Origin of the sequence: Pseudomonas mediterranea CFBP 5447 (assembly GCF_000774145.1) — a bacterium.
GTDB classification, from domain to species: Bacteria; Pseudomonadota; Gammaproteobacteria; order Pseudomonadales; family Pseudomonadaceae; genus Aquipseudomonas; species Aquipseudomonas mediterranea.
In genome coordinates, this window is sequence record NZ_KN322961.1 from 1 (window position 1) to 14,902 (window position 14,902).

At 60.8% G+C, this 14,902-nt stretch carries 14 protein-coding genes; 6 read left to right on the plus strand and 8 right to left on the minus strand.

Annotation, left to right across the window (positions count from 1 at the left end):
- Positions 1–128: 128 nt before the first annotated feature.
- Positions 129–1,454, minus strand: a complete 1,326-nt coding sequence (locus N005_RS00805; protein WP_047698523.1) for a sigma-54 dependent transcriptional regulator — start codon at positions 1,452–1,454, stop codon at positions 129–131.
- A gap of 340 nt (positions 1,455–1,794) precedes the next feature.
- On the opposite strand from N005_RS00805, the gene N005_RS00810 reads away from it, so the two are divergent.
- The 3 genes from N005_RS00810 (at position 1,795) to nhaB (ending at position 5,154) form a co-directional block, all read left to right on the plus strand.
- Positions 1,795–2,061, plus strand: a complete 267-nt coding sequence (locus tag N005_RS00810) for a hypothetical protein (protein ID WP_047698525.1) — start codon at positions 1,795–1,797, stop codon at positions 2,059–2,061.
- Between the two features lie 199 nt (positions 2,062–2,260).
- Positions 2,261–3,550: a hypothetical protein gene (locus tag N005_RS00815; RefSeq protein ID WP_047698527.1), complete on the plus strand. Its 1,290-nt coding sequence runs from the start codon at positions 2,261–2,263 to the stop codon at positions 3,548–3,550.
- A 101-nt stretch (positions 3,551–3,651) separates the two neighbouring features.
- Positions 3,652–5,154, plus strand: a complete 1,503-nt coding sequence (gene nhaB, locus N005_RS00820; protein ID WP_047698529.1) for a sodium/proton antiporter NhaB — start codon at positions 3,652–3,654, stop codon at positions 5,152–5,154.
- A gap of 129 nt (positions 5,155–5,283) precedes the next feature.
- Here the strand turns inward: nhaB and N005_RS00825 are convergent, their stop codons facing one another.
- From N005_RS00825 to gnd, 3 genes are read right to left on the minus strand one after another with little or no spacing between them, the layout of a single operon-like run.
- Positions 5,284–6,108, minus strand: a complete 825-nt coding sequence (locus N005_RS00825) for a Cof-type HAD-IIB family hydrolase (protein WP_047698531.1) — start codon at positions 6,106–6,108, stop codon at positions 5,284–5,286.
- Entirely contained in the window at positions 6,105–7,625 is a 1,521-nt protein-coding gene (gene zwf / locus N005_RS00830; RefSeq protein WP_047698533.1) for a glucose-6-phosphate dehydrogenase, read from the minus strand. Before zwf ends, N005_RS00825 begins: the two co-directional genes overlap by 4 nt.
- Positions 7,622–8,602: a phosphogluconate dehydrogenase (NAD(+)-dependent, decarboxylating) gene (gene gnd / locus N005_RS00835; protein ID WP_047698535.1), complete on the minus strand. Its 981-nt coding sequence runs from the start codon at positions 8,600–8,602 to the stop codon at positions 7,622–7,624. The genes zwf and gnd overlap by 4 nt, the downstream gene beginning before the upstream one ends.
- A 289-nt stretch (positions 8,603–8,891) precedes the next feature.
- Here gnd and N005_RS29375 point away from each other — a divergent pair, with 289 nt between their 5' ends.
- Positions 8,892–9,065 carry a DUF6026 family protein gene (locus N005_RS29375; protein ID WP_162843604.1) on the plus strand — a complete coding sequence of 58 codons (174 nt, stop codon included), beginning with the start codon at positions 8,892–8,894 and terminating at the stop codon, positions 9,063–9,065.
- Between the two features lie 261 nt (positions 9,066–9,326).
- Positions 9,327–11,066 (plus strand): phosphoethanolamine transferase CptA, encoded by a 1,740-nt coding sequence (locus N005_RS00840; RefSeq protein WP_047698537.1) that lies wholly within the window; start codon positions 9,327–9,329, stop codon positions 11,064–11,066.
- A 174-nt stretch (positions 11,067–11,240) separates the two neighbouring features.
- Here the strand turns inward: N005_RS00840 and N005_RS00845 are convergent, their stop codons facing one another.
- The 4 genes from N005_RS00845 to N005_RS00860 all read right to left on the minus strand — a co-directional run bounded on the left by N005_RS00845 (position 11,241) and on the right by N005_RS00860 (position 14,186).
- Complete coding sequence (locus N005_RS00845) at positions 11,241–11,735, minus strand: GNAT family N-acetyltransferase (protein WP_047698539.1); 495 nt, start codon at positions 11,733–11,735, stop codon at positions 11,241–11,243.
- A gap of 67 nt (positions 11,736–11,802) precedes the next feature.
- Positions 11,803–12,924 (minus strand): cell division protein ZapE, encoded by a 1,122-nt coding sequence (gene zapE, locus N005_RS00850; RefSeq protein ID WP_047698541.1) that lies wholly within the window; start codon positions 12,922–12,924, stop codon positions 11,803–11,805.
- Between the two features lie 151 nt (positions 12,925–13,075).
- Positions 13,076–13,417, minus strand: a complete 342-nt coding sequence (locus N005_RS00855) for a nuclear transport factor 2 family protein (RefSeq protein WP_047698543.1) — start codon at positions 13,415–13,417, stop codon at positions 13,076–13,078.
- A 52-nt stretch (positions 13,418–13,469) separates the two neighbouring features.
- Positions 13,470–14,186, minus strand: a complete 717-nt coding sequence (locus N005_RS00860) for a helix-turn-helix transcriptional regulator (RefSeq protein WP_047698545.1) — start codon at positions 14,184–14,186, stop codon at positions 13,470–13,472.
- 245 nt (positions 14,187–14,431) lie between these two features.
- Here N005_RS00860 and N005_RS00865 point away from each other — a divergent pair, with 245 nt between their 5' ends.
- Entirely contained in the window at positions 14,432–14,902 is a 471-nt protein-coding gene (locus tag N005_RS00865) for an LEA/WHy family protein (RefSeq protein WP_047698547.1), read from the plus strand.

A 14,902-nucleotide genomic window follows, 5' to 3' on the forward strand; every position in this document is an offset into this window, starting at 1 on the left:
TCCTACCATACAAGCGAGCCTGCTCGCGATAGCGGTGGATCAGTCACTAAAGAGGTGTCTGCACTACCGTCATCGCGAGCAGGCTCGCTACCACAGGTTTTTCTGGTGACCTTGCTTCAGGGAGTGACTCAGCGGATCTGATGCTTGTGCAGCAGGCGATAGAACGTTGGCCGGGACACGCCCAGGACCCGGGCTGCGACGCTCAGGTTGTCACTGTGCCGGTTGAGCACATCGCTCAATGCCTGGCGCTCGGCACGGGTCTTGTAGTCTTCAAGGGTGCCCATCGGTGCCACGACCCCATGAGGGCTGGCCAGGCCAAGGTCGCGGGCTTCGATCTGCCGCCCCTCGGCCAGCACCAGGCCGCGCCGGACACGATTGGCCAGTTCCCGGATATTGCCCGGCCAGTCGTGCATGCCCATCGCCACCAGCGCATCCTCGCTGAAGCTACGGGGCCGACGGCCGGTTTCCTGGCTGTAGAGATGGGAAAAGTGACTGGCGAGCATCGACAAATCGCCGTGGCGTTCCCGCAGCGGCGCCATTACCACTTGCAACACGTTCAGGCGATAGTACAGGTCTTCACGAAACAGCCGATGCTCGATGGCCGCCTCCAGGTCCACGTGGGTGGCCGCCAGTACCCGCACATCGACGGCAATCGGCTGGCTGCCACCCACCCGTTCGATGTGCTTTTCCTGCAGGAATCGCAACAGATTGGCCTGCAATTCCAGCGGCAGGTCACCGATCTCATCCAGAAACAATGTCCCGCCGTGGGCCGCTTCGATGCGGCCGATCTTGCGCTGGTGAGCGCCGGTGAACGCGCCTTTCTCGTGACCGAACAATTCGGATTGGATCAGGTGTTCAGGGATCGCGCCACAGTTGATGGCAATGAACGGCTTATTGCGCCGCAGGGATTGTGAATGCAGGGTGCGCGCCACCAACTCCTTGCCAGTACCGCTTTCGCCACGAATCAATACCGGCGACTCGGTGGGCGCCAGTTTGCCCAACAACTTGCGCAATTCGCGAATCGGTTTGCTGTCGCCCAGCAGTTCATGTTCGGGGAGCTGGACATGAACCGAGCCCTGCCCGCGCAGACGCGCCATGCCAAACGCCCGGCCCAGTGTCACCTGCACCCGTGAAACGTCGAAAGGCAAGGTATGGAAATCAAAAAACCATTCGCAGACAAAATCGCCCACATTCTTCAGGCGCAACACTTCCTGGTTGAGCACCGCGATCCACTCGGTACCGCTGCGGCTGATCAACTCCTTGACCGCTTCCGGGCGCTCCAGGTGAAAAGGCTGCAACCTCAAAAGACCCACGTCGCACGTTCGATCAGCGGCATGTTCGAGCGAGCAGCTCTCTACCGCCCAACCCACGGTGCGCAGGCCCGGTAACAGGCGATGGCAATCATCGCAGGGATCAACCACGAGCAGACGACGTGACGTACTGGCTTCGATCATGACTGATCCTTGGCGCCAAAAATAAGAAATATGATTAGAAACAGTCGTTTGGCAAACCTGCATGTAACAGTAGCAAGAAGTTGACACACCCTTGTATCAATTGATTATTGAAATCTCTTCAAAGTGGTTATAAGCGAGCGTTTCGTTAGTTGCCGTGTCGAAAAACTTTCAGGACGCTTTCAAACAAAAGGCTTTTGACCGGGTCTGAAAGAAAATCGAAATTTATTCAAGGAATGTGTGACCTGACCCACGGTTCGGAACATCAGTACAAGTAACCCGCCGCACGGTCCGCCCAACCGACGGCACATCATCTGATTGGGCACTTTTATGAGAGAACGCCATGAACGCCCCGCTCCGTATCAACGAAGCTCTTTTGATTGCCGACCGCGCATTTAAACCTTTCCAGTGCGTGGCCTGGGCTCCACAGGATGGCAACGGCGAATTGAGCCTGACCGTCGTCGACCGCACCAATACCCATATTGGCCGCACTCAGATTCCAAGCAGCGCCTATACCGATCCAGCCCAACTGGCCAACCTGTTGAAACAGGCCCGCGCCGAATTGAGCCAGGAAGGTTACAAGTTGCAATCCTGGTCCATGCCGGAATAAACGCGCTCTTTTTCGTATACAGTCCGAAGCCTGTTTCGATAGCAGGCTTGGCACTGAGCCGGAAAGTCATTGCTCTGGCACGAATCGCAGCTATTTGTACAGCATCTGACAGTTGTGCGCTGTCACATTCAGGGATTGAATGTTGCCCTCATGCAGTCATCGCCCCTCCGGGCCGGTCGACGCGCAAGGAGAGGCATGCATGCTCAATCAATTCGCGCCTGAGCTTCCAATGGCGGCGGTACACGCCGGCCAACTGGACGCTGGCTTTGCCTACAACGGCAAGGCATTGGTTCAATTTTCCGGGAGCATCTCCAGCCTGACCACAGGGCTGGCCCTCGACCGTACCGGACGTATTCTGCTGGCGGCCAGGATCGAGACTCCCCATGGCAGCCGGTTCGGGCTCGCACGGCTCAACCACGACGGTTCGGCGGATCCGGGCTTTGGAGTCGATGGCTGCGTAACCGGTTCCTTTGAGCACGGCTTCGAAGCAACGGCAGGCAAAGTCGCCGAGTTGCCCGATGGAAAGATCCTGTTATCCGGCCTGCATTACGAAAGCGCCGAGCGTACTCTCCCCGCCCTGGCTCTGTTCGATCAACAAGGCCGCCCCGTTCCCGGTTTCGGCAACGCCGGACGACAAGTCATCCGGATCGAAGGCAATCTCTCCCAAGGTCTGCGCGACCCCTGGTTGCCACCTGGCTTACCAGGCCTGGAAGCCTGCGACGTGCGCGTGCAGGCGGACGGTCGGATTCTGTTGTTGGCCAATCATCATTACCAGCTGTCCGACCATGTCGGCATCCTGATCCGACTGCTACCCGACGGCACACTGGACGCCTCATTCAACAGAGGCGGTTTTGTCATGGTCCGGCGCCTGCTGAAGAACACCTGGCTGAGCTGTCTCGCTCTCCAGGCCGACGGCAACATCGTGGTGGGTGGCGCCATCGATCTGCCCCAGCAAGGCTTGATGGTCCGCTATGACCCCAGCGGCAGGCTGGACGACAGCTTCGGCGAGAACGGTTTCCTGTGCATCGCCGCCAAGGAACGCGGTGTGATGATCAACCAGATCGTTCAACACCAGAACGGTGATCTGCAAGCGTTCGGCAGCAGTCGCGACCCCATGCACTGCCTGTCCCTGAAGGTGCACCGGGACGGCAGACCGGATCAGCACTGCAACCAGGGACAGTGCCGGCTCCTGGAGATCGGGCGCAACGCCAGCCAATGGACCGCTGCCCAGGTTCAACCCGATGGAAAACTGGTCACCGCCGGAGCCACCATCGGAGGCATCGAGGCCGACTTCGTGCTGGCCCGGCATCTGCCGGACGCCAACCTCGACCCGATGTTCGGCCAGGGCAAAGGCTGGGTGCGTACGCGGCTCGGCTATAGCCTGGACACCGCCACCTCTCTCGCGATACAGGCCAATGGAAAAATTCTGGTGGGAGGCCATTCCTTCCACGGTACCTACCGAGCCGTGGTGACCCGGTATTGGGCCTGACCCGGAAAGCACCGACCGTTGATGAGCGGTATGAATTCCTACGCTTGATATTCCTCATGGCTTACGGCAAGTTGCGCGCTTCTAAATAAAAGGAGCAGCCGATGTCCGGTTCCATGGCCCAGGCTTTCGCCCACAACTTCCTTGGGCACTCTCCACGCTGGTACAAGGCGTGCGTCGTCACCTTCCTGATCGTCAACGCCCTGGTATTGTGGACCCTCGGTCCGGTGGCGGCGGGCTGGATGCTGGTCATCGAGTTTATCTTCACCCTCGCCATGGCCCTCAAGTGCTATCCATTGATGCCCGGCGGCCTGCTGCTGATCGAAGCCCTGGCGCTGGGCATGACCACCCCCAAGGCGCTGTACGACGAGTTGCTGCACAACTTCCCGGTGATCCTGCTGCTGATGTTCATGGTCGCCGGGATCTACTTCATGAAGGACCTGCTGCTTTTCCTGTTCTCCCGTCTGCTGCTGGGCGTGCGCTCCAAGGCATTGCTGGCCCTGATGTTCTGCTTTCTCTCGGCGTTCCTGTCGGCCTTTCTCGATGCGCTGACCGTCACGGCGGTGATCATCAGCGCCGCCGTGGGCTTCTATTCGGTTTATCACCGCGTCGCGTCGGGGAATGATCCACGCCAGGACAGCAGCGTGGATGAAGACCACGACCTGCCGGCCTTGCACCATGGGGACCTCGATCAGTTCCGGGCGTTTTTACGCAGCCTGCTGATGCACGGCGTCGTCGGCACCGCGCTGGGTGGCGTATGCACCTTGGTGGGTGAGCCACAGAACCTGCTGATCGGCCATGAAATGGGCTGGCATTTCGCAGATTTCTTCCTGAAAGTCGCCCCCGTATCGCTGCCGGTGCTGGTGGCCGGGCTGGTGACCTGCGTGGCATTGGAAAAGCTGCGCTGGTTCGGTTACGGCACGCTGCTGCCGGATAACGTTCGCGCCGTGCTGGCCGATTACGCCGAACAGGACAACCGCGAGCGCACCTCACGGCAACGCGCGGCCCTGATCGTCCAGGGTATCGCCGCACTGATCCTGATCGTGGCCCTGGCGCTGCATATTGCCGAAGTCGGTCTGATCGGCCTGACGGTGATCGTGTTGATCACTGCGTTCACCGGTATCACCGATGAGCACCGCCTGGGCAACGCGTTCAAGGACGCGATGCCGTTCACCTCGCTGCTGGTGGTGTTCTTTGCGGTGGTGGCGGTGATTCACGATCAGCAGTTGTTCACGCCACTGATCCAATGGGTACTGGCCCTGCCCGCCGATCAGCAGCCCGGCATGCTGTTTATTGCCAACGGTCTGCTGTCGGCCATCAGCGACAACGTATTCGTGGCCACCATCTACATCACCGAAGTGAAGCAGGCCTTCATCTCCGGCCACATGAGCCGCGAACAGTTCGAGACCCTGGCGGTGGCGATCAATACCGGCACCAACCTGCCCAGCGTTGCCACGCCCAACGGCCAGGCCGCCTTCCTGTTCCTGCTGACCTCGGCCATTGCCCCGCTGATTCGCCTGTCCTATGGCCGGATGGTGTGGATGGCAGTGCCCTATACCGTGGTCATGGGTGGCTTGGGGTGGTTTGCGGTGACGTATTGGTTGTAGCCAGGGATCTTGCAGCCCAACGCGAAACCCTTGTGGGAGCGAACCTGCTCGCGATTGCGTCAGCTCAGTCACATCGGCGCTGGCTGACCCGAAGCCATCGCGAGCAGGCTCGCTCCCACAGGTTCCGGGTCAGTTACGGGGCAGGATGTACCGCTCGATCGCCAGCGCCGCGCCGTCCTCGGTAACAGGTGCGGTGATCACATCGGCCTGGCGCCTGATCGCCTCTTCCGCCTGGCCCATGGCAATCGACAGGCCTGCGCGATGGAACATCGCCGGATCATTGCCGCCGTCGCCCATGGCCGCCGTCTGCTCCAGCGGCACCCCCAGGAATGCCGCCAGGGTCGACAGCGCCTCCCCCTTGTTGGCTTGTATCGCGGTAACGTCCAGGTAGATCGGTTGCGAACGCGACACCTGGGCCTGGCCCTTGAGCAGCGAATGCAGGCGGGTCTCCAGCTCGACCAGCAGATCCGTATTGGCGCTGGTGGCGACGATCTTGTCGATGCGCTCCAGGTAGGGTTCGAAACTCTCGACTTCAACCGGCGGATAGCCCAGGCCACGGGTTTCCACCGGCACCATCGGCCCGTGGGCGTCACGCACCAGCCAATGGCCATCAGCAAACACCCAAACCTCGATGCCAGGCTGGTCGGCGTACAGCGCCAGGGTCGTCAACGCCACCTCGGGTGGCAGGTAGTGCACAGCGAGAAAGCTGCCGTCGGGATGCACCAGGGTACCGCCGTTGAAGGCCGCCGTCGGCAAATCGACACCCAGGGCTTCGATCTGCTGCAGCATTGCCCGGGGCGGCCGTCCGGTGGCGAGGCTGAACAACACGCCGGCCTCGCGCAGGGAGCGAACGGCTTCGATGGTGCGCTGGTTGAGGCTGTGATCGGGCAGGAGCAGCGTGCCGTCCATGTCACTCAGCAGAAAACGGATGGGGCGTTTCAATTGATCACTCATCCGAGGTCATGCCAGGCGCGAGCATCGCGTGCCAACAGGTCATCGGCGGCCGACGGGCCATCCTCTCCGGCCTTGTAGGGCTGGACGGTCGCGTCCTGCTGCCAGGCATCGAGAAACGGCTGCACGGCACGCCAGCCATTTTCGATGTTGTCGGCGCGCTGGAACAACGTCTGATCGCCGGTCAGGCAATCGTAGATCAGGGTTTCGTAACCCGTGGATGGTTGCATTTCAAAGAAATCCTTGTAGGCGAAGCCCAGTTCTATATTCGCCATGTCGAGCGTCGGCCCCGGTCGCTTGGCCAGCAGATCGAACCACATGCCTTCGTTGGGCTGGATCTGTATCTTCAGGTAGGTCGGTTGCAATTCCTCGACTTCGGTATCGCGAAACTGCGCGTAAGGCGCCGGCTTGAAACAGATGACGATTTCCGTGTCCCGCACGCTCATGCGCTTGCCGGTACGCAGATAAAACGGCACCCCCACCCAGCGCCAGTTGTCGATCATGACCTTCAGCGCGACATAGGTTTCGGTGCCGCTGTCGGCCGCCACGTTGGCTTCCTCGCGGTAACCGTTCACCGGCTTGCCATCGATGGTGCCTGCGACGTACTGACCGCGCACCGAGTTGGCACGAGCCTGTTCCACCGACCAGGGGCGGATGGCCCCAACCACCTTGGCCTTCTCCCCTCGGACCGCGTCGGCACCGAAGGCGGCCGGCGGCTCCATGGCCACCATCGCCAGCAACTGGAACAGATGGTTGGGCACCATGTCCCGCAGGGCGCCGGTATGCTCGTAAAAACTGCCACGGGTTTCCACCCCCACCGTTTCAGCGGCGGTGATTTGCACGTGGTCGATGTAATGATTGTTCCAGAACGCTTCGAAGAAACTGTTGGAGAAACGGCTGACCAAGATGTTCTGTACGGTTTCCTTGCCCAGGTAATGGTCGATCCGATAGATCTGCTTCTCGCTCATGACCTTGAGCAGGCAGGCATTCAGCGCTTCGGCGGTGTGCAGGTCCGAGCCGAACGGCTTTTCGATCACCACCCGCCGGAACGCATCAGCCCGTTCCTCAAGCAACCCGGCCGCACCGAGGCGGCGGACCACTTCACTGAAAAAGCGCGGCGCGGTCGCCAGGTAGAACACCGCATTACCCGTACCGCTGGTGGCGATCTTCGCTGCCAACGCGGCATAGGTGCTGTCGTCGAGGAAGTCGCCCTGTACATAGCTGATGCCTTTGGCCAAGCGGGCCCACAGCACCGGGTCGAGCGCACGGTCGGCATCGCCGCCCTTGCTCGCCGCTTCGTGACGGATGAAGTCCTCGAGTTTCCTGGCGAAGTCCACGTCGCTGATGGCATTGTGATCAACGCCGACGATCTGCAGTCCATCCCCCAGCAACCCGTCACGGCTGAGGTGGTACAGCGCCGGCATCAGCAGGCGCTTGACCAGATCACCATGGGCACCGAACAGGAACAGCGTGGTCGGTGGTGCGGGCTCTGCCTTGGATTTCCTGCCGGTCGCGGTCATTTTTTCGGCGTCTCCACATGGCCGCCGAAGCCGAAGCGCATGGCGGACAGCATTTTGTCACCGTAGGTGCTCTGCTGGCGGGAACGGAAACGGGCGAACAGCGAACTGGATAGCACCGGCACCGGTACCGCCTGCTCGATGGCGGCCTCGATGGTCCAGCGCCCTTCGCCGCTGTCGGCCACCTCACCGGAAAAGCCGTCCAGCTTCGGATCGCTGGCCAGGGCGTCGGCTGTCAGATCCAGCAACCAGGACGACACCACACTGCCGCGTCGCCAGACTTCGGCGATATCGGCCAGGTTCAGGTCGAAACGCTGTTCCGGCGGCAGGCTTTCGCTGGACTTGGTCTTGAGGATGTCGAAGCCTTCGGCAAAGGCCTGCATCATGCCGTACTCGATGCCGTTATGGATCATCTTCACGAAATGCCCGGAGCCCGCCGGGCCGGCGTGAATGTAGCCGCGCTCGGCGCGATCGTCGTCGGACTTGCGGTCACGGGTGCGGGGAATATCGCCCATGCCCGGTGCCAGGCTGGCGAACAGCGGATCCAGGCGTGTGACCACCTCGGCGTCGCCGCCGATCATCATGCAATAACCGCGCTCCAGGCCCCAGACGCCGCCGGAAGTGCCCACATCCATGTAGCTCAGGCCTTTTTCCGAGAGGGCTTGAGCACGGCGGATGTCGTCCTTGTAATACGTGTTACCGCCATCGATGATCACATCACCTGGCTCCAGCAGCGCGCTGAGCGCATTGATGGTGTCTTCGGTGGGCGCGCCGGCCGGCAGCATGACCCAGACCGCCCGCGGTTTATCCAGGCCGGCCACCAATGCCGGCAGATCCGCTACACCCGTGGCCCCTTCCTGGACCAGGTTTTCGACGAACGCGACGTTGCGGTCAAAGACCACCGTGGTGTGCCCATCGAGCATCAGGCGCCGCGCAATATTGCCGCCCATGCGGCCCAGTCCAATAATCCCGAGTTGCATGTGCTGATGCTCCCTACTACAAATAAAGGTAAGTCAAAGGTTTAGCTTCAATATGATTTGGCTGCGACAAATGGAGGTTAGTCCAGAGCCTTGCTGCATAGTTTCCGGTTAATTCGTGCGATCACAAGGGGGATAACGCTTCAAACCCGGTCGAAGGCACGGCGACCATGAAAAATAAAAAAGTTCCATTCACGAGCAAAAGAAATCAGAATCGGCGCCGATAGTAGTGGTGTCGACCAAAAAGCTGGCGACATCTCTATAGTTGATGTAGCCATTTGCGAGGTGAGCAATGGACCCAGTCGTTACCGCACGTCCTCCCCAAACCCTTTACGTGACCATTCGTCGCGACGAATTGCGCCTTCTCAAGGAAGAACGCGATCTGCTGCTCGATGAAGTGACCCAGCTGCGCATGCAGTTGCAGCATGCCCAACTGTCCCATCAGGGCCAGGCCCTGGCTCGATAACCGATCCACAGGCGCAACGCAAGGAAGTGGCATTGGGGAAACCCGTGTCGCTTCCCACAGTTTCCTGGACAGGTTTGTTCGGCACTTCCCCTCGCCACACGTGCATTCGCACCCAAGCTACCGATTTATAACCGAAAAACTCACGAAGTTTTCACAACGCTCTCGGGATACTTCCGGCCTTTAGGGTGCTCGGCGCATGCCTGCGGTTACCATCCGGTGGCAACAGCTTCGTCGGTGTAGATAAAAAGGCTGGAGCGCTTGATGAGTCTGTTCAAACGCAGCAAAACGACTGCGAAAGGTTTCGATTGGGCCGGTTTCGGTTGGCTTTTCCTGTTTTTCTGGTATTTCTCGGGCATTACTCAACTGCTGATCCTGTTGAGCGATACCTCCGGGTTCTCCGGGTTTCGCCAGGCATTCACCATGAGTGCGCTGTGGCTGGCGCCCATGCTGCTTTTCCCCGCCCGGACCCGCCTGCTCGCCGCGCTAATCGGTGTAGTGCTGTGGGCCTGCTCCATGGCCAGCCTGGGTTATTTCTTCATCTATCAGCAGGAATTTTCCCAAAGCGTCATCTTCATCATGTTCGAGTCGAACGTGGCTGAAGCCGGCGAGTACATGACCCAGTACTTCGCCTGGTGGATGGTGCCGGCGTTCCTCGCCCATACCGCAGTGGCTTATTTCCTCTGGACGCGCCTGCGTCCGGTGTACCTGCCCCGCGGCCAGGCCCTGGTCGCGGCGGTTGTGATCCTCGGCGCCGTGGTCGGTTACCCGCTCGTCAAGCAAACCCAGCGCGCCGGCAGCCTGGCCGGCGGCCTGGAAAAATTCGAAGACCGCATCGAGCCAGCCGTACCTTGGCAGATGCTGGTGGCATACCGTCGTTACGGCGAGCAATTGGCAAGCATGCAAGGCATGTTGCACAGCGCCAGCAAGATCGAGCCATTGCGCAGCCTCAAGGACACCATGGCCAACCAGCCGGCGACCCTGGTGCTGGTGATCGGCGAGTCCACCAACCGCCAGCGCATGAGCCTGTATGGCTACCCGAGGGAAACCACGCCGGAGTTGGACAAACTCAAGGACCAACTGGCGGTCTTCGACAATGTGATCACGCCGCGCCCATACACCATCGAAGCCCTGCAACAGGTGTTGACATTCGCCGACGAGCAGAATCCGGACCTGTACCTGACGACCCCTTCGCTGGTCAGCATGATGAAGCAGGCGGGCTACAAGACCTTCTGGATCACCAACCAGCAGACCATGACCAAGCGCAACACCATGCTCACGACGTTCTCCCAGCAGGCCGATGAGCAGGTGTACCTGAATAACAACCGTAACCAGAACGCCGCGCAGTACGATGGCGACGTGATCGCTCCGTTCAACAAGGCCCTGGCCGATACCGCACCGCGCAAGTTGATCGTGGTGCACCTGCTCGGCACTCACATGAGCTACCAGTACCGTTACCCACCGACCTTCAACAAGTTCACTGACCGCCAGGGCGTACCGGCAGGCCTGCGTGACGATCAGGTGCCCACCTATAACAGCTACGACAACGCAGTGCTGTACAACGACTTCGTGGTTTCCAGCCTGATCAAGGACTACGCCAAGAGCGATCCCAACGGCTTCCTGTTGTACCTGTCGGACCACGGTGAAGACGTGTTCGACTCAGCGGGTCACGCCACCCTTGGCCGCAACGAAGGCAAGCCTACCGCGCCGATGTACACCATTCCATTCATCGCCTGGGCTTCGCCCAAGTGGCGCGAAACCCATGACTGGAACTTTGCCGGCGACCTGTCACGGCCTTACAGCAGTTCTCAGCTGATCCATACCTGGGCAGACCTGGCAGGCTTGAGCTTCGATGAGCTGGACCGCAGCAAGAGCCTGGTCAGCAGCGACTTCCTGGCCCGCCCACTGTTGATCGGCAACCCCTATCAACGCCAGCACAAGGCGCTGATCGACTTCAGCCTGATGCAGCCCAAGGCGCCGACGGTCAAGGTGGTGCAGCAGTAATCGCAAAAGTGTCGGCACACCCGACACTTTCATCAGTGCCCCGCGCTTTCGCGAGCAGGCTCGCTCCCACAGGGAAATGGCGGTGAATACGGCTTTGTGTTCAGCCGAGATCAATGTGGGAGCGAGCCTGCTCGCGAAGGCGTCGGTACATTCAGCACAGGCATAGGGAACCCGTCACAGGGGCTTGGTCCAGAACAGCATGCGCCCGTGGGCCGGGTCGAACATGCCGGCGGCGAAGCCGAATTTCGAATAACTGGCCTGGGCCACGGCATTGCCTTCAAGCACTTCCAGGGTGATCTTGCAGCAACCGCGCTGGCGTGCGATGTCTTCGACTTTCTGCAGCATCTTCTGGCTCAGGCCCAGTCCGCGAAACGCCTTCATGACGACGACATCATGGATATTCACCAGCGGCCGGCAGGCAAAGGTCGAAAAACCTTCGAAACAATTGACCAGCCCCGCCGGCTCGCCGTTGACGAACGCCAGCACGCTGAACGCGTGGGGACGCTTGGCCAGTTCCTCCGGCAGATGCAGCAGGACTTCGGCCGGCAGCGACCGGCCGCCGCCCATGGGGTCCTCCGCATAGCCGTTGAGGACGAGACAGATCGCTTCGGCGTGAACCGGATTGGTGTAGCTGGCTTGCAGTACTAGAACGTCCTTGGCTTCTTCCATGACCTTGCATCTCTCTTCGCGGGTACGGCGGGTAATACCGGCGGATGGGGCCGTCGGCGGGTACGGGTCAGGCGGGCTGACCAAAACGTTGCATCTGCATTTCCTGGAGGCGACTGAGGGTACGGCGAAACGGGAATTGCAGATAGCCCTCGGTATACAACTGGTCCATGGGCACTTCGGCCGACAAGTACAGTGGCACCTTGCGATCGTAGCATTCGTCGATCAGGGCAATGAAGCGTCGTACACCGTCATCGTGGACCGACAGTTGCGGCAGCTCCCGATCCCCCGCCTCGACCCGCTCTACGCCGTCTTCCGTACCTCGGGCGATACGCCCTTCGCGCTGCTCGGCACTCAAGCTGGGCACGTCGCTGAGCAGGATAACCTTGTAGCGGTCACACAGCCCCATGAAATCCAGGGCGGAGAACGGCTGCTCGCACAAATCCCGGTAGCGGCTCCAGAGCACCGTGTCGCTGGCCTTGACCGGCTCCAGCAAGCGATGGCCGACTTGCACCGGATCACTGCTGGACTGTTGCCCTGCGCTCAACCGTTCGAAGACTTCGCCCAATGGCTCGGGCTGCCCGGCGCCTCGTAGCCAATAGCGTTGCTGTAGCGCGCCTGGGTGCTGGCGGTGATCCTGCCAGCCGTTCACCGGCACGACTTGCATGTGTTGCTTGATCGCCGTGATGGTCGGCAGGAACCGTTCGCGGTTATGGCCGTTGGCATAGAGTTCGTCGGCTGGCAGGTTCGAGGTGCTCACCACTACCATGCCCAACTCGAACATGGCCTGGAACAGGCGCCCGAGGATGATGGCATCGCCGATGTCGGTGACGAACAACTCATCGAAACACAGCACCCGCACTTCCCGGCTCAGCTCCCTGGCCAAGGCCTGCAATGGGTCCGGCGTGCCCGTGAGCTGGAACGAACGCTGGTGCACCCAGGCCATGAAGTGATGGAAATGCTGACGACGGGCCGGAACCTGGAGACTTTCATGGAAACGGTCCATCAGCCAGGTCTTGCCACGCCCCACCGGCCCCCAGAGATACACCCCCTTGATCGACTTGCGTCCCTCGTGCAGAGCCTTGTGGCATTGCTCCAGGGTCATGATCGCCAACTCCTGGGCCTCATCCTGGACAAAACCGTGATGTTCGATGGCGTGCTGCCAGGCACTCAAGGGGGAGTCGAAAGTCATGCGGCCCGGGTCCGGAGGAGGGAGGGGCTGAGTATGCCATGCCAGCAGCGACCAGTGAGCGGGCCCACCTATGAATCCACTCGAACCCGTGGCGGGGCATTCTTGTGGCGAGAGAGCTTGCTCCCTCGCCACAAAAGCAAGCTTCTTCAGCTTAAATCGAGATATCCAGCCGGCTGATCTTGCCCTGCTCATCGAGCCGGAAGGTATACCGCAACTCCAGCGGGCTGCCGGGGAAAGCCCCCGAGATCAGGTTGTGCACCAGCACCTTGCCCGTGCGTTGTTGCACGTTGAGCACTTCGACCCGCGGCTGGTAGCGGCGGGAAGTGTCTTCCATCCATTGGATGATGGCCTGGGTGCCGGCCCGATGCAGTCCTTCATCGAACACATTGGCATCCTCGGCAAAAAAACGCGTCACCGCCGAGCTGTCACGGGCATTGGCGGCCGCGATGTAACCGGCGATGGCCGGTGCCAGGGAAGAGACGGGATTGGACATGGTAGGGCTCCTTGTTTTTATCGAACGGGCACCATGCTAAAACACCCTCATGTCAGTTCTTGTCAGGAGTGAAGCGTCCGGTTTCGTCCAGTTTCATCGACTTCATCCAGGCCCGCAGCAAGTCGCTGCGCCTGCCGGGATAGCGCTCGCCCTGCTCGGTGGCCGAGGCAATCCGGTCGGTGCGAAAGGTCCGGTAGGCGCCACGCAATTCGCACCAGGCCACCACCACCCGAGCCTCGTTGAAGAAACCCAGGGCCAGGGGCCAGATCAGCCGCTGGCTCGGGGTATTGTTGACGTCGGCGTAATCGATGTGCAGCTTCGCCTGGACACGGATGGCCTGGCGATACACGTTCAGTTCCACGGTATTCTGCGGATACCCGTACCCCGGCGGGCCGGGCAACACCGTGGGGTTGCGCAAGGCATCCCGGACATCGGGAGCCAACACCGCGGCGACCTTCGCCAGGGCGTCGGCGGCCGCCTTGCCCAGTACCTCATCGCCGCGCTGATCCACGTAGCGCAAGCCCAGTACAATGGCCTCGATTTCGTCGGCGGTGAACATCAGTGGCGGCAGGAACAGGCCGCTGCGCAATACATAGCCGATGCCTGCCTCACCCTGGATCGGCGCCCCGAGGGCGGTCAGCTCGGCAATGTCGCGGTAGAGCGTGCGCTCGGATACCTTCAACTCTGCCGCCAGGGTCGCGGCGGTGACCGGGCAGCGCTTGCCACGCAAGACTTGCAACAAAGTGAGCAGCCGAGTGGTACGGGACACGATGGGCGATCCGGATGAAAAAGTTGCTGCAGATTAGCAGAGGCTGTTGTCAGAAACTGTCAGGAGCCCGGCCTATAGCATCGGCCCTGCTACAGCTCCTTTAGCCAGGAAGCTTGTGTGGCGAGGGAGCTTGCCCCCAGAAATCCTGGGAGCGCTTCGCACTCCAGCGGGAGCAAGCTCCCTCGCCACAAGGTTTGCGCTTATCCTGACCCAGTCGCGGCTTATTTTTTATAGAGAGAATCATCATGCGCAGAATCCCCGGCCTGTTCCTCCTGCTGACCCTGCTCAGCCTCAGCGCCTGCGCCCTCTTCCCGCACCGCGACCCGCTGAACATCAACGTGGTCGGCATCGAACCCTTGCCCAGCCAGGACCTGGAGATGCGCTTTGCCGTGAAGCTGCGCCTGCAGAACCCCAACGAAACCGCCATCGACTATAACGGCGTGGCACTGGATCTGGAGGTCAACGACCGCACGCTGGCGACCGGGGTCAGCGACCAGAGCGGCTCCATTCCACGCTACTCCGAAGCGGTGTTGAGCGTCCCCGTGAGCATTTCGGCCTTTTCCGTGCTGCGCCAGACCCTCGGCCTGAGCCAGACACAGGGTCTGGATAACCTGCCCTATGTGCTCAAGGGCAAGCTCTCCGGAGGGCTGTTCGGCACCATGCGCTTCGTCGACCGCGGAACCCTCGACGTGCCGGGGTCCGCGGCGACCTGGTAA

Bases quoted from the DNA above. Each gene is read 5' to 3' on its own strand.
- nhaB (WP_047698529.1), top strand. From the start codon at position 3,652: ATGTCCGGTTCCATGGCCCAGGCTTTCGCCCACAACTTCCTTGGGCAC.
- N005_RS00805 (WP_047698523.1), bottom strand. From the start codon at position 1,454: ATGATCGAAGCCAGTACGTCACGTCGTCTGCTCGTGGTTGATCCCTGC.
- N005_RS00810 (WP_047698525.1), top strand. From the start codon at position 1,795: ATGAACGCCCCGCTCCGTATCAACGAAGCTCTTTTGATTGCCGACCGC.
- zwf (WP_047698533.1), bottom strand. From the start codon at position 7,625: ATGACCGCGACCGGCAGGAAATCCAAGGCAGAGCCCGCACCACCGACC.
- N005_RS00815 (WP_047698527.1), top strand. From the start codon at position 2,261: ATGCTCAATCAATTCGCGCCTGAGCTTCCAATGGCGGCGGTACACGCC.
- gnd (WP_047698535.1), bottom strand. From the start codon at position 8,602: ATGCAACTCGGGATTATTGGACTGGGCCGCATGGGCGGCAATATTGCG.
- zapE (WP_047698541.1), bottom strand. From the start codon at position 12,924: ATGACTTTCGACTCCCCCTTGAGTGCCTGGCAGCACGCCATCGAACAT.
- N005_RS00845 (WP_047698539.1), bottom strand. From the start codon at position 11,735: ATGGAAGAAGCCAAGGACGTTCTAGTACTGCAAGCCAGCTACACCAAT.
- N005_RS00840 (WP_047698537.1), top strand. From the start codon at position 9,327: ATGAGTCTGTTCAAACGCAGCAAAACGACTGCGAAAGGTTTCGATTGG.
- N005_RS29375 (WP_162843604.1), top strand. From the start codon at position 8,892: ATGGACCCAGTCGTTACCGCACGTCCTCCCCAAACCCTTTACGTGACC.
- N005_RS00855 (WP_047698543.1), bottom strand. From the start codon at position 13,417: ATGTCCAATCCCGTCTCTTCCCTGGCACCGGCCATCGCCGGTTACATC.
- N005_RS00865 (WP_047698547.1), top strand. From the start codon at position 14,432: ATGCGCAGAATCCCCGGCCTGTTCCTCCTGCTGACCCTGCTCAGCCTC.
- N005_RS00825 (WP_047698531.1), bottom strand. From the start codon at position 6,108: ATGAGTGATCAATTGAAACGCCCCATCCGTTTTCTGCTGAGTGACATG.